Source organism: Enterococcus sp. AAFC-DPL-6103, from assembly GCF_058216595.1.
Map to the genome: position 1 here is coordinate 1,833,822 of NZ_CM177102.1, position 20,492 is coordinate 1,854,313.

The window sequence follows — 20,492 nt, forward strand, 5'->3', positions numbered from 1 at the left end:
TTGTGTATTGTTTATTGAGTGTATCACACTTTAGCCAACTGATTATGGATTAAACGTAAAATATAATAGCTTTCAACCAAAGGAATCTTTAAGTTCACTCTTTCCTCTAATGGAACAATCGAACTTTGAAGCATTGTGTAAAACGGATCTTGAACCGTTTGATCCAATTCTGCTTTATCGGCAGTCAATGGTTCATTTAATACGATTCGTTCAATCATCCCAGCTGTGTGCATGACCAAATTGATTTTAAAGCCATATTCTTTGCTAGCTAATCCAATACTTTCTGTCACATGTTCAGCAAAATTCCAAATAGGATCGATCAGTTTTCTTCCATTAATAAAAGTAAAGTTATCTGATATAAAGTCCACACATGTTTCTTTCGCCGTTTCTTCGGTTAAAGAAACCTCTGGCGCGTCTTCTAAATCCGCTTCAAGTAACAGTTGGTCTAAAATCAACTCGATATTTTGATCAATAAAGCGCTCAAGTGGAATAAAGGGTGCCGCAATTTTAGGATCAGTGATTCCTGTAGTAGCAATCACTTGATATTCTGATTGAATACGTGGCAGTTCTTTTTCTAATTCAACAATGGATAAAGCTAAAACTGTTATCTCTGCTTCTTGTCGTTTACTTACCGCTCGTTCAATCAATTCCTTGATTCTCTTTGCCGTCCCTTCTCCCGAAGCACAAATAGCTAAAATTGCTTTTTGCTCTTGAGCTGGCTTTTCACTAGCTGGTGCAGGAGAAACAGCCGCGTAACCACGAAAGTTTTTTAAGGAATCATAAAGTGTATCTAGATCTGTTCCTAAAACAGAGACTTTTCGAACAGTTTCTAAAACTAACGACGTCGTCACCATATCAACTGTTCGAATTGGAATTCCTGTCTCTCGCTGAATTTGAGTATTGAACGAGGCCAACGAGCCCATATCAACTAACAGAATAACGCCACTACCTTCATCAACCTCTTGAACCTTTCGTTCAATTCGGCTAAGAGCCGTTTTAGGATCCATATCCAACGGCATATCAACTGCTCGAACATTTTCAACATCTAAAAGTTGTTTTACTACTTGAACCATGCTACTAGCTGTGCTATTTCCGTGAGCTGCAACCACAACGCCGATTCGGCCAGTTGCTTGATTTGCTCGTAAAGACACTAATAAGACTGTCAAGTAATAATCTTCACTTTCTGGAATACGAACTTGAAAGTATTCTTCAATATATTTACGGACTTCTTTTGCAACTGCATACTCTTCGGGAAAATCAAATGTCATTTCTCGAATGTTATCATTCGTGTGTCGTTCTTCCCCTAAATTGATTTTTTTCAAAAATGAACTGATATGCAAACTCATCGCATAAATAAAATTCTGTTGAAATTCATAAGGCAAAGAATTCTTAACCATACTATAAATTTGATGTGTTACTTCAATTACTTTAGGATCAACAAATTCAGCCAATTTGTTGTCAGCATTAAAAGAAAATCCATGATCTTTATAAAAAGATTTCAAATGAATATTGATATCTGTCGAAATAAAATGGTTGATTGCCTCTTGATCTAAGCCATCAGATTTCAACAAAGCCGCTTTATCTCCAATAATATCGTATAAGTTATAAGGCAATTCATACGAATCTGATTGGATTTTCATTATGTCATCATTTGGTATGATTGTTAATTTGGGCTCTAGAATTTTTGATAGCTCTGCCATTGCTACGCGGTTGCTAGCTAGCTGAATTAGCCCACTTCGAATTCCTTCTGTTAAATCACTAACGGTAATCGAAATTTCGGGTGAGTTCATATGATTTAGAAATCCACGTGCGCAAATCAGTTGGATATTTGATTTCAATTGTCCAATATTCCCATAAGTAACACTACCAATTAAGGCTTTGGCAACATCTTCCGTCAGAGAAATTTTTCGTTGGATCCGATTCGCTTCATGAGCAATCATGATCTTTACCAAATCGACTTTTTCATTAGCAGGTCGCTTTTCGAAAGACGGTAGTTGAATGTTGATTGGAATCCGTCTAACAAAAGTTTCCAACAAGGAAGAGCCGGGGTCTTCTGTCGTTGCACCAACGATACGGACGTTTGCTTCATGTGATTTCGTCGTCTCACCCAATCGGCTATAAGTTCCATGATCCATAAAATAAAAGATCATTTCTTGTCCTTCTGGCGGTAAACGATGAATTTCATCTAGAAAGAGCATCCCACCGTCTGCTTGGTCAATAATCCCCATTTTTTCTTCAGTTGCACCAGTAAATGCGCCTTTTGTATACCCAAAAAGATGACTCATCAATAATTCTGGATTATTTGCATAATCGGCACAATTGAACACAATCAATTCTTTTTCTTCATCAATGACATGATTTGCTTTGGCAAAATGAAACATTGCATGTGCAAAATAGGTTTTCCCAGAGCCAGTTGGCCCCGTAATCAAACAATTTAACCCTCTAGGTGGGTACAAGATGGCAGCTTTTGCCTGTTCAACAGCATTTTTCATACTGCCATTTTCACCAATAATTTTGGAAAAAATATCTTTTGTATCAATAGAAACGATTGGTTCCTCAATTGGTAGAACATCCTCTTTGTAACTAACGACATGCTTGCTTTCAGGTTTTTGATATACATCTGCCTTTTGATATATGTAACGGACTGGTCTGCCATCGGACTTGATTAATTTTCCTTCACGAACTAACTGGTTTAAATCTTTACTACTATTTGTTCGTTGAATTCCTAGTATTTCAGCAATTTCTTGAGTAGTTATTCCTCGATCAGCTTCTGCTTTTGTTAAATGAGCGGTTTTTTCTTTGACATAGAGATAAATTCGGTCAATACGCTTTGTCAATTGATACGCCCCTTCCTGTGTTTCAAAATTTCCTGCTACACTATTTTTCTTACTATTATATATAGAATATATATAGAATAAACATAACTAAAAATAGCTAACTACAAAACATAATACTATGGATTTCTAGAGGATTCGTCAATACCTTATGCTTTTTTTAAAATAAAAGAAACATTTGTTAAACAAGCACTTACTTTTACAAACCATTGTTCTTTTTTCATTTAAAAAACTTATTTTAAAAATAACTAAAGCTATCATTTTTATTTTTAGTATTTTTTATTAAGCTTAACTTGCAACACAACAAAAATTTTGGAGGTTTAGAAAATGAAAAGAAATCTGTTCTTTACAGTCACTTCACTTGTATTATTTAGTACCGCACTTGCAACGTTTTCACCAATCAGTTACGCGAATGAAAATGTGCCACAGCAAGAACAAACAATCAAAGTAAGTAACTATTTCACTGACATACTCGCTCCTTTAAAAGGAAATAAAATTGATTCCAAGATAACAACAGAACCCACTCAAGCAATCACGATCAATGATCCAGCTTTTGAAACCAAACTAAAAGAAATATTTCATTTGACCGCCGACGAATCACTCACATCGCAACATATGGAAAGCCTAGTTACCTTAGATATTTCTGGGTTGAGCATCAAAGATATTACCGGAATTGAATTCGCATTGAACCTAACAGACTTTCGTTTGAACAATAACTTAGTGACAGATTTAACCCCCATTCAAAATCTCACAAAATTAAGAATCATCGGTGCGACTAACAACAGGATTTCCTCCATTGATACTATGAATCATTTGCCAGCATTAGAGCAATTGGCATTAAGCAATAATCAGTTAACTTCTCTCGATGGTGTAAGCAAGTTCCCAACAATCAAGCAACTTTGGGTCGATAACAACCAACTCTCATCATTGGTTGATCTCTATTACATAAATGATTTACGTATGATTAATTTTAACTTTAACAACATCATCGACCTCGCACCTTTAAAAAAACATACAAAACTTCAAGGAATTTATGGCGCTGAAAATAAGATTCAGCGTGTTGACACTCAACTTGATTTTCCTAATTTAATTGCTCTAGAGCTAAGTGAAAATCGACTTAGCTTACCTGATAATAATTTTATCCAAATTGAAAATCTAAGAAAAATCGCTGAATTCAAAAATCTCCAATAGCTCGGTCTATCAAATAATGAACTCAACGATCTTAGTCCACTCGTTGAATTGCCAAACTTGAAACAACTGACTCTTTCAGGAAATGAATTGACTAGCTTAGAAGTATTAGAAGATGTACCTAGTCTTCAGAAAGTTGTCGCTTTAAATCAAACTATTTTTGGATCAAATACTTGGATCAACCATAAAACGCCTTTAAAACTCCGAACAATTCACGGTGAAAGACCGAACGTCACTTTTAATCAACCAGGAACTTACGATGGGACAAATATTTCATGGCTAGAAGCTGGAACAAATAATCTTTCTTGGTCTTTCAGCAATGCTAATTCAAGTGAGCAATTTTCTGGTACATATATTCAATATGCGGCTCCAGATTGGAATAATCCAGCCACACCAAGAAACCTCAAGGTGGAAAAATATGAACATTTTGGTACGATACTCAGTTGGGATGCTTCAACAGATGACTCTGGTATTCGTCACTATGAATATTATCGCGATGGTCGATTAATAACGACTACGACTGAAACTTCTTATTGTGATTATCAAATCAATGGTCCTGGACAGTGGAAAATCAAAATTCGTGCAGTAGATTTCACAGGTAAAACTTCTGATTACTCAGAAGAACTTCTCTTTTCACGTTGGTTCTAAAAAATAATAAAACGAGTGTGATTACCTCCACACTCGTTTTATTATTTTAGCAGTTACTTTTTAAAAACTTACTCATTCTTCTACCAACCTGCAAAGTAACCAATGACCACTTGCATCAACCGTCCAAACCAAACACTTACCAACAGGCAGGCAACCAGCCCAAATAAGACTTCAGCTACAAACAACAACACCTGCAGCAATGGATGCCCGTTTAGATTCACTAATCTTCCCTTCATTAAAAGCCCCTCTTTTGTCCTGTGACTTATTCACTCCCCCATCTTTCCTTCACGATACAATGTATCTCAACCATTTACTATAGACAAAATTTACAAACTGTTTGGTTCCGCTTTCTTTCTATTCGTTCTTTCCATTATTTTTTTCTTCTTGGCTCTGGCAACTTCTTTGAAAAATCCGTGCGCCCTAACAAAAAATCTAAATTTGTCTCAAAAAAATCAGCAAGTTCAATCAAAATGTATAGTGGAACTTCTCGCTCACCTCGCTCATATTTTGAATAGACAGAATAATCACAGTGAAGATGTTCAGCTAATTTTCGAATCGTTAGCTGATGCTGCTTGCGTAAATAATATAATCTCTTCATAATGAAATCCTTTTTGTTAATTATATACTGCGCTTTTCTCAATCGGTCAATTGTGGACAAAAAGACCACTTTTTTCAGTATGTCAGAAAACAAAACCATTTGAAGTAGTTGATTGAAACTTTCTCTTCTTCCTTCTTCATTTTTTTACAACTGCTGTGTTTCGTTATTATCCCTTTTATTGCGAAAGAAAAATGAACATGCTATTCTTAAAATTGATACCAATACACCACTATTTTCGGAAGGTGATCGAATGATTCCTAAGTATGAACAAATCAAACAAGACTTACTAACTGAAATCAAAACGAATAAATTTGTTCCTGGCGATAAATTTTATTCAGAAGCTGCGATTAAGAAAAGATATGCTGTCAGCTCAATCACGGCAGTTAAAGCACTTAATGAATTAACGAATGCTGGCTACCTCTACCGGATTCAGGGAAAAGGAACCTTCATTTCAAGATCAAAAATAGCAGAGACTGTCAAATTCTCAGATCTCGAACGTAATTCTTTTGATAAAGAACATGTCACTGTTTTATCCATCGAAGAAAAACATGATGCTAAGATTCTGCATGAATTGAAATTAGCTAGTAATGAAACATATTATAAAATTAAACGCGTTCGTTACTTTGATGATATACCTTTCTTGGTTCATCTTACTCATTTACCAAAAAAACTGATGAAACAACCACTTACAGATGATTTATCAGCCTACACCAGTGTCTACGAACAAATCCGCTTAGATTTCGGCATTGATCTTTTTTCCTTAGCATCTGTTGAAACAAATGAAATTGTGTTTCCCGATGATCCCGAATTACTTCGTTTGTTAAATCTAAGTTTTCGAGAACCTGCCGTTAAACAGGTCAAACATTCTTATTTGCCAGATAAAAGTGTTGCAGAATACATTATTAGTTACAAGCATTGGAAATATTTCAAAACAAAAATAGAAGTAGAAGCTAAATAAGCCACTACTCCTATTGAAAATTAAATTCTATTTATCCTTCACAAATATAAAATCATTTAAATAACTAACTTCTGTTACCTAAGGGAGCATTGATACTTTCTTAGGTAAATTACTTTCCACTAGCACTCGTACTTCGTAAGCAGCAAGGACGATCGTTTGACCGGCGCTTTTCTTTGTTTCAACATCGATACACGGATGATTCAACTTGATTTTTTGCTGGTTCGTTGAAAAGTTCATCAAGAAATGGTAAGTTTCTCTGCCATTCGTCCGACTTTGAACTGAAACATCAGTCAGGGGCTCATTTACTAACGGATTTTCTAATTGAAGTTCCGTAATCAGCTCTTTGTAAAAAACCCGTAAAAAATCGACTCCTGTTCGTGCTGCGAAATAATAGGTAGTGCCTTTTTCAACATTATTTTTAGTAAGTGCCGGCGTGCCTGCATAAAAATCCTCGCTATATTCACCACAAACAACTGCAGACGTTTTTTCGATTATGTTGCAATAGTCTTTGATGCGATACAAATTTCCAGCATAAAGTATTTGATTGCTTTCCTCTGGATAAAGCATTTCTAATTCTTTCGGAATAAGCCCAAAAAGATTTTGTAACGTTTCAGGCCATTCGCCTAAATGAAGCACATCATTCTCATTCACTACACCAGTGAAATAACTTGCAATCAAGCATCCGCCTTCTCTAACGTATGTGTCAAGATGAGCCATCGTTTTTTTCGTCATCAAATAAAGCATAGGCGCCACAACCAGATCGTAATTCGTAAGATCGTCATCCGGGTGTAAGATATCTACGGCGATGTCTTGTTCCCAAAAGACTTGATAATGTTCCTGCAATGTCTGCGGATAACGCCTTGAAGGACGCCCAAATCCACCACCACGTTTTAAAGCCCAATTGCTTTCCCAATCAAACAGAATCGCTACTCTTGCTTTTTTATCGAGCCCCTTTATAGGAGTAAGCGAACGTAAACGATGACCATAGGTGGCTACCTCTTGATAGACACGATTCTCCTGTGAATTATCATGCCCGACCACAGCTCCATGGAATTTTTCAGAGTTAGCTAACGATTGACGCCATTGAAAATACAATGTACTGTCTGAACCATGCGCGAGTTGTTGCATAGCACTTAGTATATGAACTCCTGGTCGTTTCGATTTGTTGTATTGATGCCAATTCACGACGCTAGGTGTTGATTCCATCACTAAAAATGGTTGCTTTTTCAACGAACGAAATTGATCATGAGCATACGCCGACTTCATTGCGGTTTGTACAAGTGATTCATAGTTATTATGCCAGTCAGGATAACTATCCCAGCTTACAATATCAACAGCTTGTGCAAATTTATGATAATCAAGTCCTTCTAAAGGAAAAAAATCATGTTGATCATGTCCTTCTGCCATAAAATTCGTCGTGACGGGAATGTCCGGTGTAATTTCTCGAATAGGTTCAATTTCCGATAAAAAGAAATCAATAGTTCGTTGTGTAACAAAACGTTTCCAATCAAGATCCATTCCATGAACTTTTGTTTCTCCTAAAGGGGAGGGTGGTACTACTTGTGACCATTCGGAATAACGATTACTCCAAAAAGTCATCCACCAAGCACGATTAATAGCATCTAATGTCTGATATTTTTCTTTTAACCAATCCCGCCAAGCTTTTGCACACAAATCACAAAAACATTCACCGGAATATTCATTGCTGATGTGCCATAAAATAAGAGAAGGTCGTTTTCCATAGCGTTGTGCAAGAAGTCTGTTCATTGCTTGAACTTTTTTACGATAGATTGGTGACGTGTAGCAATGATTATGTCTAAAACCATGATGATGTTTTTGTCCATAAGCATTTGTCCGATTAACTTCTGGATATTTTTCGCTTAACCATTGTGGGCGTCCACCACTTGGCGTAGCGAGGATAACATTTCCGTCCATTGCTTCCATTTGATCAAAGACCTTATCCAACCATTCAAAGTGATACTCACCTTCGCGTGGCTCTAAACTACTCCATGAAAAAATACCAACAGTAACCGTATTTATATTCGCTTTCTTCATTAATTCTAAGTCTTTTGCTAAGATTTCAGGATGATCTAGCCATTGTTCTGGATTATAATCCCCGCCATGTAGAATACTTTCTCCAGCTACTATTCGTTTCATTTTTTCGCCTCTTCCACTGCTTTGATATGATAGATTACGGATTGGAAGTCTCCTCCCACTTGATAAGTTCCATGATTGGCACCATTAAACGCATATGGTTTTCTGATGCCTACTGCTTCTAAAAATTTCCCGCTAAGCTGTTCTTCTCCTACTTGATAAGTCAGAGCAGGAGTTAAGTGCGTAATTTTTAGAAATTCTTGCGCACTTGGGTTCGCCTGAGCGAGTTTTTGATAATAGCCAACAATAGCTTCTGTCTTTTCTTGATTGATGACACCCCAACACACTTGATTGGGAGTTGGATAGGTAGGTAGAAATTGGATAAATTGACCAGAGGTGAGCAAGGATCGATGTCTTTTATAAAAGGCAATCGTCGTTTTAATTTGCTCTTTTTCTTTTGCTGATAATTGTTGCAAATCTAATTCGTATCCTAACGGTCCAAAGATAGCTACATCTTGTCTAAATTTTAATGAGATTTCACGTAATATTTGGTGATTTGGACTGGCAGACACATGATTACTAAAGCTAGACAATGGATAGCCTAATAATGTGCCACTTTGAATGGTTAATCGTTCCACGGCATCACTATCATCACTTGGCCAAATTTGTGGACTATAAAATAATATTCCCAAATCATAACGTCCGCCTCCACCTGCACATCCTTCAATCAAAATATTGGGAAAATCTGTCAAAATTTTGGTATATAGCTCATACACACCTAAGATATATCGGTGGAAAAACTCACCTTGGTTACGCGAAGTATCTGCCAAATAATTTGAATAAGCTTCTGTAATATTTCGATTCATGTCCCATTTGATATAATCTAAGTTTGTTGCCTGTATGATTTTCTTCATTTGAGTATAAATAGCATCGACTACTTGCGGATTTGCAAAGTCGAGAACATATTGACCTCTTCCCATCGAAAAACGTTCATAAGGATGTTTGACGACCCATTCTGGATGTTTCTTATATAAATCACTGTCTGGAGAAATCATCTCGGGTTCAAACCAAATTCCTAATTGCAAATCCATTTGATGGATCTTTTGTGAAAATGCCGTTATTCCATTTGGAAACTTGCGTTTATCAACATACCAATCTCCAAGAGAGGACCGATCACTATCTCTTTTACCAAACCAACCATCATCAATCACAAAGCATTCCATTCCAAGTTCTTTTCCAGACCGAGCGAGTTCGAGTAATTTTTCTTCGTCAAATTCAAAATAAGTAGCTTCCCAATTATTAAAGACAATGGGCCGCACTGTGTGTTGCCATTTTGGATCAATAATATGACTTTCAACAAACGATCCCATCGCTGTACTTAAGCCATTCGTTCCTTGATCAGAAAATAATAACACCGCTTCTGGTGTAACAAATCGTTCATTTATAGCCAATTCCCAACTAAAATGCGCTGGGTGGATCCCCAACATTCCACGAGTATGTTGCCATTCATCAACTTCTGCCTGTGCTAGAAAATTTCCTGAATAAATAAAATTCATCGCATAAACGTCTCCATTGTCGAGACCGGCTTCTTCATGCACAAAAGCTACGAACGGATTGTGCTGATGACTGCTGGCACCTTTCAATGAACCAATTGCTACTGTTCCTTGTTCCAACTTTCTTCTTTTTTCATGTCGCTCTTTCAGCCATGCCCCTGAAAGGTGCGTAAACGCATAATTTGAAGTAGGCAAATGCAATACACCGGAAAGCATTTTATCAATTGTAACGATTTTGTTTCCTTTATTGATTAATTCTTGATTTTGCACAATAACTGGACTATCTTCAAAAATCGTATAATTCAGTATCAAGATTAACTCTCGTTCCTGATCCTCCAAGATTAGCTGAAGCGTCTGAGCATTCTCCCCATAAGTTGCGGGAACAGCCAAATTTCTAGGTTTACTTGTTTGAATTTGATTAGAACAAAAAGAAAAGTCAGTATAAAGAGGATTTCCCTGACAAGTTAATTCAATCGCTCCTTCTTTAAAATCGGTTGTTCCATATACAGGATAGGCTTGAAAGTGATCCGTCAAAGTAAAATCTCTTCCATCTCTAAAGTATTTGACTGTTCCAGCCGATTTATTTTCTTTTTTCGTAAAATAATCGAGTTCTGTTTTCGTAAGCTTTCCTAAAGCTTTTCCGTAGTAAAGCTGCTCAATTTGCCCGTTTTCCATCACATGCAGAATATAGCTAATTGCTTCATTATGTAGATGGAATAAGCGATCGTCCAATTGTTCAATCATCTGTCAACACCCTTGTCATCCGTTAATTATTTTGTACAATCATCTCAAGATATTGCATTCTTTTTTTCGCACTTTTGTTATAAATAAGTTTATATATTGGTAATGTGAACAATAAACTCAACTGACTTTTCATCTGTTTCAGCTCATTCGTTTCTGAATAGCTCACAAAGTTTGTTCCATTTTCGGTTGTATGAATCTGATAAGTTTGAAGAATTTTTCCATGAGCATGTTGGGTAATCAATTCCAATTTTTTATTGGGAATAATCGTCCCAATTTCAATAGTGCTTTTTACCACTTGCTTATTCACCTTTGTTTGTAAGTATGAATGCACTCGTGTACCTGATTCGATTGTTTCAATCGAATCATTTTTGGACTGAAAATAGCGGAGCTGTTCATTCAGTAAAGCTGAAAAAAAATCAGTAACCTGAGATTGCAATTTCCACTGGTAAGTTAACGTATCTAATCGCATCATTTCACCTACTTAATCAGTTGTTATTGTTTTATCTACATGAATAGCTTCATCCATTTCTACGTCTTTTATTTCTTTTTCTTCACGTAGATATTCATTATCCATTGCCATCAAAAATGGAATCCAAATAGCGGTCATCACAATAACTGTTACAAATTGCAAGATTGCGCCTCTAATCGACCCTGTCCCTAACCAACCAGATAAGATGATGGGAGTTGTCCAGACGACAGTCGCACCTGTTGGTCTTGGTACAAGTCCAGAATAAATCGCAAAATATGAAATAATCGTGGAAACCATTGGTGCAAGTACCCATGGAATGAAAGCCAATGGGTTCATAACCACAGGCAATCCAAATGTCATCGGCTCGGAAACGTTAAAAATAGCGGGTGCGATAATTGTTTTCATTGTTTTCTTCATCCGAATTGATTTTGCAATAAAAAATGCCATAGCAATGGAAACACCTAGCTGCATTCCTTGATTTACGAATACACCCATAAATGTAGTGTTGATAATATGTGGTAATTCAGTTGCTCCTGCTTTATATGCTTCATAATTTTCAATGGCCAAAGCACTCATAATTGGATCAATGATAGCATTGACCACCAATGTTCCATGAATACCAAACCACCAGAAAAACTGTGTGAAAAATACTGCAACTAATACAGCCGGTAGCGTTCCGCCTAATCCCATCAAAGGTTGTTGTAAGATTTGGTAGATAAAGTCGACAGCATTTCCCCATTCGGTAAACGTAAAGAGGTAACGAATTAAATTAAATAAGAACAAAGGGACAGCACCGGGAATAATGGCAACAAACGATTCTGCAATCATCGGAGGAACCGAATCTGGCATTTTAATGGTAAAACCGGAACGACTAATTCTTGAATAAATTTCTGTAGCAATAATCGCGGTCAAAATTCCGACAAACATCCCTTCAGCGCCCAGTTTAGATACTGGAATAAACGAACCTGCCACATCATCTGTACCAAAAGGCAATAACATAATAAAACAAGAAAGTGAAATGGCTCCTGCAAATACTTGCGGTTGTTTATAATGACCAGCCAATTGATAGCCAATCCCGTAAACAATAAATACAGCAGAAATACTCATAGTTGCATTTCCAACTGGGCCAAAAAAATCATTCAAAAATGCATTAAAACTATCCGGTAAATACTGAGCAAAAGCAAATGTTGTTGGGATATTTTGAATAATAATCATAATTGAAGCAAACATTGTAGCTGGAAATGCCATCATAAAACCATCGCGCAAACTAAGTAGATATTTGTTATTGGCAATCAATGTTGCTGCTGGCACCATTTTTTCTGCTAACTTGTCAACAAATTTCATTTTAGAACCCCTTTTCTTTTTTCTTTTTTGTAAACGTTTACCAAAAACAGTATATCTGTTTAGTTAACGTTTACACAAGTGCAAAATAAAAAAAGATTCAGATTTTCGAATCTTTTTTTACAAGTTTTACAAGGAGTCTCTTAAAATCAATTCACTACTACAGATAACACGAATCGGCATGGTTCGTTCTTCAAGCATCCTTTCTTTTGCTAATCTGACCGCCATACGTCCCATTTCCTCTGGATTTGCTTTGACACTCGACAAGCTAGGTGTCATGAATTTTGCCATTTCAATATCATCAAAGCTAGCGACCGCAATATCCTCCGGTATTTTCAAATTTGCTTCATTAATTGCTTTGTAAAGCCCTAAAGCCATTGGATCACTTGCAACTATTACTGCTGTCGGACGTGGATCGCTTGCTAACAATTTTTTGCCTAAAGCTAATCCTTCTTCTGGCCCCCAACTTCCTTGATATATTTGACTATATTTTTCAAGATTATTTAACCGCATCCATGTTTTATAGGCAGTAGCACGTACTTCATCTTTGCTTGTCTGCACCTGTCCTTCACTGTCCACTTTCGTACTAAGTCCACCCACAAATGAAATATTTCGATGTTTTTTCTCATACATAGTGTCAAGCAAACTAGCCGTTTTTTGTGCAAAATCTGTTTGGATGCAATCAAAAGGTTGAGTATTGGAATAATTGTCGACTAAAATGATGTTCTTATTAAACAAAGCTAACCGTTTTGTGGCTTCTTCAGTCATTTCTCCAATGACAATGACTGCACCATATTTTTTCAATTGATCCCAATCTTTATTTTTATCCCTCATATAAAAAGCTTTGACTGTACGGAAGCGCCATCTTGCTGCTTCTTTTTCAATTCCTTTTCGTATTTGTCCAAAATAAGGATCTTCCTGTTCGTCAGCTTCTTTATGTCGAACAATTAAAGCAATTGTTAATTGATCCCCTTTGTTGCGCCCGCCTTTTTGATTTTTCTTAGGTGAGTAATCTAATTGATTCGCGATTTCCAACACTCGAACACGGGTATTTTCATTGATGCTAAACGTCGCATCTTTATTTAAAATCCTTGAGACACTCGCTGCAGAAACACCAGCCAATTTTGCAATATCCCGAATCGACGTCATATATTCCACACTCCTCCATACATCTGTTTAGTAAACAGTTTATCATAAAAACGATTTCATTCAATACTAAAATTGTCTGTTGAACATCTGTCAAATTTAGAGTGGTAATCAAAAATTCTATAGATTTATCTAAACAAAAAAAAGCTCCATCCCTTGTTAAGCAAGGGATGGAGCTAGCCATTTATTAAGCTTCTTGAGCAACTGGATAAACAGATACTTGTTTTTTGTCGCGGCCTTTACGTTCGAAACGTACTACGCCATCAACTTTAGCAAATAAAGTGTCGTCTCCACCAATACCCACGTTTACACCTGGATAGATTTTTGTACCGCGTTGACGGTAAAGAATTGATCCACCTGTAACAGTTTGTCCATCAGCACGTTTAGCACCTAAACGTTTTGATTCTGAGTCACGGCCGTTAGATGTAGAACCGCCACCTTTTTTATGGGCAAATAATTGAAGATTCATAGATAATAACATAGTCTGCACCTCCTATTTATCAGTAATTGTTTTAATTTGGATATATTCTGAATTATCAGCTTCTATGGATTGTAAACCTAGCAAAAGATTTTCCAATAGAATTTCGGCAATATTCGTTTGTTCCTGTGTCATGATTGAGCTAACTTCGGTATAAAGATACCCGCCATCTTCTTCATTCACGTCAACAATCGGATCAAAACCAGCTAATGAAGCAATCCCGTTGACTGTGCTGATTGCTAATGCAGAAACACCTGCACATACAATGTCACTTCCATAAGGACCTGCATCAGCATGCCCTGTCAAAGTAAATGAAACGATTTGACCAGCGTCATTTCGCTTAAATGTTCCTTTGATCATCATTCAGGCCTTCTTTCTCAAACACTAATTAAGCGTTGATTGCGTCGATAACCACTTTTGTGTATGGTTGACGGTGACCTTGTTTGCGGTGTGAATGTTTTTTAGGTTTGTATTTGAAAGTAACGACTTTCTTTTGTTTGCCGTGTTTTTCAACAGTTCCTTCAACAGTTGCACCGTTGATTGTTGGAGCGCCTACTTTTGTAGATTCGCCACCTACTAAGATAACTTCGTCAAAGACAACTTTTTCACCTGCTTCAACGTCAAGTTTTTCAACGTAGATTGCTTGACCAACTTCAACTTTTACTTGTTTACCACCAGTTTTAATAATTGCGTACATGCTATAAAGCACCTCCTTATTTTATACTTAGACTCGCCATCCTAAGTGACAGCTAAGCTGTGCTTACTACTTACTCTGTGCGGTTGTAGCTGTGGAGTCCACAATTACAACGTTACTAGCTTAACAAAATAAATACAATTCGTCAACTATAATTTCTGTTCACACGCACCTATTTTAGTCGCAATTTTCAGGCACTCACTTTATACTAAAAAGAGGAAAATGAAAAACGAAAGTAGATGAATCTATGAACTATCCTACTGAATTGATCAAAGAAGCAAAACAACGAATGAATAATCGACCCGTTGAAGGGTTCGTCGCAGGACAGGGTCCTCTTGAACCAAAAATAATGTTTGTTGGTGAAGCGCCTGGAAAAAACGAAGTTGAGAATCACATTCCTTTTAGTGGACAAGCTGGAAAAGAGTTGATGACTTGTCTTGAAAAATTAAGTTTAACTAGAGCAGATGTTTATATTACTAGTGCTGTTCGTAGCCGTCCTTATAGTACTGTTGAACGAGTAAATAAACGTACCAAGCAAGAAGAAATCGTTTATCCAAATCGAACGCCTACTAAAGCTGAAGTTTTTGCTCACGCACCAATTCTGGATTATGAAATTGCAACAATCAAACCTGAATTGATTGCTACTTTAGGAAATATTGGTCTTCAACGTTTGCTCGGAAAAGACTATACTGTTTCAAGAAATCATGGGCAATTATACGTGGGACCTATTTTAGAGTTGAACAAGCAAAAAACACAATACGAATGGTCAAAAAACACTTATCGTCTTCTTCCTTTATTCCATCCTGCTGCTATTTTTTACAATCGTTCTTTAACTCCACTTATTGAGCATGATTGGGAAACATTAAAGACACTCATCGACGAGACAAAAAAAGGAAACCCTGAGTAATTTCAGGTTTCCTTTTTTATTTTAAGTTGAAGTTTTTTCTTTTTTATTGATTCGTTTCATAGCGTGCATGCAATGCAGATAAGGCGTGTGCTACAGTTTGATGTTGTTCCGTGCCGTCTCCTTGCCATAAATGCTTCATATAATTTTCTACTTCTGGTTGCAGCGAAGTATAAATGACTAGTTGCCCTCTCTTGTCAGCATTCGCTTGAAATTCATCAAAAACAGACAGCGCAGTCAAGTCAATACTCGGAACCCCACGCATCGAAAAGATAATACCATCTTGGTCACTCAACTCAGCTAATTTTGATTTTAATTTTTCTGACGACATGAAAAACAATGGGCCACTGATGTAAACAACTGTCCAATCTTTTAATTTTTCAGTTTCAGGTAAATCCATTCGTTTCCAATCGATGGTTTCTAGTGAAATCGTAATCGCTGCACTTTTCATAACAAAGAAAATGCACCCACCGATAATTCCAATGACAATCGCAATACTTAAATCAAAAATAACCGTACAAATCATTGTTAGGATAAATAGAAGAATAGACGTCCAATATTTTTTTGAAAACAACTCACGGATTGTCTCCCATTCATTCATCCGCCAAGCAGTAACAATCAAAACACCTGCCAATGCAGGCATTGGAATTTGTGACATCACTGGTGCAAAAACAAGCATAGATAAAAATAAAACACCCGCATGAATGATTCCAGCTAATCGCGTTTGAGCACCTGATTTAATTGCCACACTTGTTCGTGCGATTGCTGCTGTCGCAGGAATTCCACCAAAGAAAGGTAATAATAAATTACCGATTCCTTGCGCTACTAATTCTTGATTACTATCTAATGGCTTGTTAGCCATCCTACCAGCAGATGCTCCGCATAATAAGCTCTCTACCATTCCTAAAAGCGCAATACTTACTGCTGGAACCGCTACTTGTTGGATATCTGCCATCTGGAAATCGCTTAAAACTAAACGATTACTACTAATTATTGTTTGCGGAATCTTACCCACTGTTGCCACTGGCAAATGAAAAATCAACATAGCGCCAGTTGCCAGAATAATTGCTAAAAGCGAGCTTGGCATTTTTTGTGCCCAACTTTTCGGATAAAAAGTCATCCCTAGAATCACTAAACTCCCCATGAACAAGGCACTCCAATTAACCGTAAAGCCTAACGACTGATAACTGCTTAATTTTTCAATCACATTTGCTCCTTGTGAATGTACACCAAATAAATTATCCACTTGTCCCAATGCAATAATGATCGCAATTCCTGACGTAAAACCGGTAATTACCGGTGCTGGAATAAAAGAGGTCAATGTTCCTAATCGAAAAATTCCAGCAATCAACAAGAAAATTCCAGCTAAGAAAGTCGCTAGTAACACCCCATGAATTCCTTGCGTCGCTACAATAGACATTAGTATTGCTGCCATTGCACCAGTTGGTCCAGAAATTTGATAAAAACCACCTGACAATCCACCAATGATAACACCTGCTAAAATTGCAGTAATCAGCCCTGCCGCGGCATCAGCACCACTCGAAACTCCAAACGCTAACGCAAGAGGCAGAGCAACTGCTGCAACTGTTACACCTGCCAACAAATCTTTTTGAAACTTTGCTAAATCGTACCCTGAAAATTCTTTTTTTAACAACAAACGATAATTTTTGAACAACCTACAAACTCCTTTTCATGAAAATTTCTTAAAATACAATCATTAGAATAGCATAAGTTTAGTCTAAAAGTAAGAACATTCACAAAGTCCTTTATTATTCATCAGCTTTTCTATTCCTATGACTAAAAAATTGTAAGAAAACTAATTAGAAAAAATAGAGCAAGAGAACGACCAACAAACTTCTTTGTTGATTGTCCTCTTGTTGATTTCAATTTTTTACTCAATTGTTTGCCTTTTGCTGTGAAAAAGTCAGCTAGTCAATAATTCGTTGATTTTATTTAAGGTTTTTCAATTACGGACAGTGAAGGACTCATCGAGTTTTATCAATTTTGTTTCTAATTTAGAATTCCGACTACTCTGCGCGCTCAAAAAATAAATTTCTCTTTTTCCAACAAAAACTTTATCTTCCGCTAGAAACTCCTCAGCCAGTTTTTCTACAACAGATACATCGACTTCGTTATTGCCATGAAAATACACGTGCTCGACCGCTGGCAACTGCTTACTCACTGTCTGGATTTCAACTGCTGTAAATGGAAAATCAGCTAAAATAGTCGCTAATTCCTCAGCTATCCGTAAAACAATGTTGCTCTTCAAACCAAATCGTTCAACAAAAGCTTGGACAAGTTCAATCTTAAACATTGTTTCTTGTTTATTTGAGTACTCCTTCTTACTCATTCTCCCTCTGTTTAACCAAATGAAGGATGGGATAATTTTTTCCAAAACCATCTGTTTCATCTTCTGAAGCAATTGTAAATCCATGTTTCAAATAAAATGCTTTGGCGTTTTTATTTTGTGCATTTACGTCTATTTTTTGAATATTTTTATTTTCTAGTAACCAACTCAACACTTTACTGCCAAATTTCTTTCCAATAAATTCTGGATCGAGAAATAGCATCGCTAACTCTTCATCCTGTGTACCGCTGAATCCTATCAACTGTTCATCCTCGTACCACAATAGTAATTCCACAGCATCCAAGTAATTTGGAATAGCTGCTTTATAAAATTCAAGATCTTTTTGTGATAAAAAATCATGTGTTTTTTTTACTGATTTTTCCCAAACTTCTAACACTTTAGTGTAATCATCTGGCACAGCTTTTTTATACTTCAACATATTTTTTCTCCTTATTTTAATAATATTTTTTGGTATTCTGAATGGATTATTTTTGTATCTATTTTCTCAAAGACATCTAGCTATTTGTTAATAATACGAATTATTTTCCGCTAAATTCTTATCTATTTTGAAGTATCAAATAAACATATAAAAAAAGCTAGCTAACCCAACTTTTTCTAACTTTAACTGAGTAAAAATTTTTTTGCCACAAGTTTGGCACAACAATAAAGAAAAACCGTTAGAAACAAACGTTTCTAACGGTTTTTCTACGTCACAGGAGGGATTCGAACCCCCGACCGTCCGCTTAGAAGGCGGATGCTCTATCCAGCTGAGCTACTATGACCTCACATGTTCATTACATGAATTAGCGCAACAAGGTAATTATAGAGAAACAAAAAGATTCTGTCAATAAGAATTCAGTTATTTAATTACAAAAATTTTTTTTTAAAATTAACGAAATCATAAAACCCAAATTAAACTTTTTTTCTACCGATCTTTTTATGAAGAATCACATTCGAGAATTAGCTAAACTATTTTCATAAAAAGGCTGGGAATTCAACTGCCCAGCCAAGTAATTCTTTTATTTTAACACCAACAGTTTCTTAACTTTTATCGCTTATTCACCTTTGGTTAAGAAGACATCATCGGATTCTTTAGTAATCAGAATTACCCCATCACCCAATGGCAAGATGCTCGATGTTAGTTCCGGATGATTCATGACGACTTTTAGAAACTCATTTAACTTACGATGAATTGCTCGTTTTCCTCTTGGAATTTCTTCATCAGGTAGTAAAATTGTGCCACCTTGAAAAATATCATCTACCATCAGAACGCCACCTTTTCTTAATAGACGCAAGCATTCCGGAAGAAATTCAATATATTTTGACTTTGCACTATCCATAAAAATGAAATCGTATGGACCCGTCAATGTTGGTAGAATTTCGGCTGCTTGTCCCTCAAGCAACGTTACTTTTTCCGTCAAACCAAGACGTTCATAATTTTTTTTTGCTTTTTCAATCATCACATCAAAGCGATCAATCGTTGTGACATGGCCTACTTCACTAATAGAAGTTGCCATCAAACTAGATGAGAAGCCAATGGCAGCACCAATTTCTAATATATTTTCTGGTTTCATTTGACCAAGGAAAAATTTCAAAAAGAGTACCGTTTCATGAGGAATAACAGGAACGCCTGCCTCATGCGCCTCTTCTTCAAGCTGTCCTAACTCACCAGGTAATTTTTTTTGTTGTGTTCGCATAAAATCCAGTAATTCTTCCTTGATAACTGGACGATGCATCATTTCATTGCGCATACTTCTCCTCCTCTTTCCAACATTATACTTAGAACAAATTTATTGTACAAGTTACTAAAAGTTTTCTAGGCAAAAAAAGTTCGACAGAAATTCTGTCGAACGAAGTTCTTTATCAAATGATTCTACAATTTTTCTTTTTTCGAAATTCATCTATCGTGTTCCATGTCGTAGCTGCAGTTAAACAAATTGCCACGCCCCAAAATAAAAAATTCATTTTTGAGAAACTGTCTTTAGACAATAAAGCACCTATATAAGGAATTTGAAAAACTGGTTTTCCGATCACACTCCGTGGTTTTATCCTGCCTGATTCGACTTGTGTTTGTGTATCTGCTTTTGTATAAAAATATTCTTGGTTATCACCTACCGCAATCACACGCCGAGTTTTCACTCGCTCACCAGAATTTTCATAATAAGTGATCACATCACCAACTAAAATATCTTCCGCATTTTGTGGTCGCACATAGACGACGCTTCCATTTGAATACAACGGAGCCATATCTTTATCATTGATGATTTGTGGCGTCAAACCAAATAAATGTGGCAATAAAACAACGCACAAGATAATGGCTAAAAATAGAATCAATATGGTCGAGCCAACAAGAGTTATTTTTTTGTTAAAAGGCACCGTTTTCCACCTCATTTTTCTAATTTACTTAAGCAACAATATAATAACATAAAATTTAATCTATTTTTCTTTTTTATTAGAAAAATGATATTTAAAGCTTATAATTTTCCTTATTTTCTT

At 36.3% G+C, this 20,492-nt stretch carries 19 protein-coding genes, 1 tRNA gene, 1 pseudogene and 1 other annotated feature; of the genes and pseudogenes, 4 read left to right on the forward strand and 17 right to left on the reverse strand.

Annotated features, from left to right (window positions below; all coding sequences use genetic code 11):
• Positions 1-23: 23 nt before the first annotated feature.
• Positions 24-2,837, reverse strand: coding sequence for a sigma-54-dependent transcriptional regulator (locus tag AC4BC3_RS08760; protein WP_490466293.1), 2,814 nt, complete (start codon positions 2,835-2,837; stop codon positions 24-26).
• 324 nt (positions 2,838-3,161) lie between these two features.
• Here AC4BC3_RS08760 and AC4BC3_RS08765 point away from each other — a divergent pair, with 324 nt between their 5' ends.
• Positions 3,162-4,025, forward strand: a complete 864-nt coding sequence (locus tag AC4BC3_RS08765) for a leucine-rich repeat domain-containing protein (protein ID WP_490466294.1) — start codon at positions 3,162-3,164, stop codon at positions 4,023-4,025.
• Positions 4,026-4,037: 12 nt separating this feature from the next.
• A pseudogene (locus AC4BC3_RS08770) lies at positions 4,038-4,670 on the forward strand (leucine-rich repeat domain-containing protein); the annotation flags it as partial.
• An 80-nt stretch (positions 4,671-4,750) separates the two neighbouring features.
• Here AC4BC3_RS08770 and AC4BC3_RS08775 read toward each other — a convergent pair.
• Complete coding sequence (locus tag AC4BC3_RS08775; RefSeq protein WP_490466295.1) at positions 4,751-4,906, reverse strand: hypothetical protein; 156 nt, start codon at positions 4,904-4,906, stop codon at positions 4,751-4,753.
• Positions 4,907-5,040: 134 nt separating this feature from the next.
• The gene (locus AC4BC3_RS08780; RefSeq protein ID WP_206907649.1) at positions 5,041-5,268 is read right to left on the reverse strand and encodes a helix-turn-helix domain-containing protein; all 228 of its coding nucleotides are present in this window, start codon (positions 5,266-5,268) and stop codon (positions 5,041-5,043) included.
• Positions 5,269-5,518: 250 nt separating this feature from the next.
• On the opposite strand from AC4BC3_RS08780, the gene AC4BC3_RS08785 reads away from it, so the two are divergent.
• Entirely contained in the window at positions 5,519-6,226 is a 708-nt protein-coding gene (locus AC4BC3_RS08785) for a GntR family transcriptional regulator (RefSeq protein WP_490466296.1), read from the forward strand.
• Positions 6,227-6,304: 78 nt separating this feature from the next.
• On the opposite strand, the gene AC4BC3_RS08790 is transcribed toward AC4BC3_RS08785, so the two are convergent.
• From AC4BC3_RS08790 to rplU, 8 genes are all read right to left on the reverse strand, one after another.
• Positions 6,305-8,383 (reverse strand): beta-galactosidase, encoded by a 2,079-nt coding sequence (locus tag AC4BC3_RS08790; RefSeq protein ID WP_490466297.1) that lies wholly within the window; start codon positions 8,381-8,383, stop codon positions 6,305-6,307.
• The gene (locus tag AC4BC3_RS08795) at positions 8,380-10,617 is read right to left on the reverse strand and encodes an alpha-galactosidase (RefSeq protein ID WP_490466298.1); all 2,238 of its coding nucleotides are present in this window, start codon (positions 10,615-10,617) and stop codon (positions 8,380-8,382) included. Before AC4BC3_RS08795 ends, AC4BC3_RS08790 begins: the two co-directional genes overlap by 4 nt.
• 22 nt (positions 10,618-10,639) lie before the next feature.
• A complete protein-coding gene (locus AC4BC3_RS08800; protein WP_206907640.1) occupies positions 10,640-11,086 on the reverse strand; it encodes a DUF3284 domain-containing protein in 447 nt (148 codons plus the stop codon).
• 12 nt (positions 11,087-11,098) lie between these two features.
• Complete coding sequence (locus AC4BC3_RS08805) at positions 11,099-12,430, reverse strand: PTS sugar transporter subunit IIC (protein ID WP_490466299.1); 1,332 nt, start codon at positions 12,428-12,430, stop codon at positions 11,099-11,101.
• 126 nt (positions 12,431-12,556) lie between these two features.
• Entirely contained in the window at positions 12,557-13,576 is a 1,020-nt protein-coding gene (locus AC4BC3_RS08810) for a LacI family DNA-binding transcriptional regulator (protein WP_490466300.1), read from the reverse strand.
• A gap of 184 nt (positions 13,577-13,760) precedes the next feature.
• Positions 13,761-14,054, reverse strand: a complete 294-nt coding sequence (gene rpmA / locus AC4BC3_RS08815) for a 50S ribosomal protein L27 (protein WP_010751514.1) — start codon at positions 14,052-14,054, stop codon at positions 13,761-13,763.
• A gap of 12 nt (positions 14,055-14,066) precedes the next feature.
• Positions 14,067-14,411 carry a ribosomal-processing cysteine protease Prp gene (locus tag AC4BC3_RS08820; RefSeq protein ID WP_206907657.1) on the reverse strand — a complete coding sequence of 115 codons (345 nt, stop codon included), beginning with the start codon at positions 14,409-14,411 and terminating at the stop codon, positions 14,067-14,069.
• A gap of 28 nt (positions 14,412-14,439) precedes the next feature.
• Positions 14,440-14,748: a 50S ribosomal protein L21 gene (gene rplU, locus AC4BC3_RS08825; protein WP_206899971.1), complete on the reverse strand. Its 309-nt coding sequence runs from the start codon at positions 14,746-14,748 to the stop codon at positions 14,440-14,442.
• Positions 14,749-14,767: 19 nt separating this feature from the next.
• Positions 14,768-14,843 (reverse strand) — a sequence feature (ribosomal protein L21 leader region).
• Positions 14,844-14,992: 149 nt separating this feature from the next.
• Between rplU and AC4BC3_RS08830 the strand changes: the two genes are divergently transcribed.
• Positions 14,993-15,652 (forward strand): uracil-DNA glycosylase, encoded by a 660-nt coding sequence (locus tag AC4BC3_RS08830; protein WP_206907636.1) that lies wholly within the window; start codon positions 14,993-14,995, stop codon positions 15,650-15,652.
• A 43-nt stretch (positions 15,653-15,695) separates the two neighbouring features.
• Here the strand turns inward: AC4BC3_RS08830 and AC4BC3_RS08835 are convergent, their stop codons facing one another.
• The 6 genes from AC4BC3_RS08835 to AC4BC3_RS08860 form a co-directional block, all read right to left on the reverse strand.
• Positions 15,696-17,324 carry a SulP family inorganic anion transporter gene (locus AC4BC3_RS08835; protein ID WP_206907634.1) on the reverse strand — a complete coding sequence of 543 codons (1,629 nt, stop codon included), beginning with the start codon at positions 17,322-17,324 and terminating at the stop codon, positions 15,696-15,698.
• A 288-nt stretch (positions 17,325-17,612) separates the two neighbouring features.
• Positions 17,613-17,999: a DUF1697 domain-containing protein gene (locus AC4BC3_RS08840; RefSeq protein ID WP_490466301.1), complete on the reverse strand. Its 387-nt coding sequence runs from the start codon at positions 17,997-17,999 to the stop codon at positions 17,613-17,615.
• Positions 17,992-18,435: a GNAT family N-acetyltransferase gene (locus AC4BC3_RS08845; RefSeq protein WP_206907630.1), complete on the reverse strand. Its 444-nt coding sequence runs from the start codon at positions 18,433-18,435 to the stop codon at positions 17,992-17,994. The genes AC4BC3_RS08840 and AC4BC3_RS08845 overlap by 8 nt, the downstream gene beginning before the upstream one ends.
• Positions 18,436-18,704: 269 nt before the next feature.
• A tRNA-Arg gene (locus AC4BC3_RS08850) sits at positions 18,705-18,778 on the reverse strand.
• A gap of 273 nt (positions 18,779-19,051) precedes the next feature.
• Positions 19,052-19,747, reverse strand: coding sequence for an O-methyltransferase (locus AC4BC3_RS08855; RefSeq protein ID WP_490466302.1), 696 nt, complete (start codon positions 19,745-19,747; stop codon positions 19,052-19,054).
• A gap of 112 nt (positions 19,748-19,859) precedes the next feature.
• On the reverse strand, positions 19,860-20,372 hold the full coding sequence (locus tag AC4BC3_RS08860) for a signal peptidase I (RefSeq protein WP_347401433.1): 513 nt from the start codon (positions 20,370-20,372) through the stop codon (positions 19,860-19,862).
• Between the last annotated feature and the right edge of the window lie 120 nt (positions 20,373-20,492).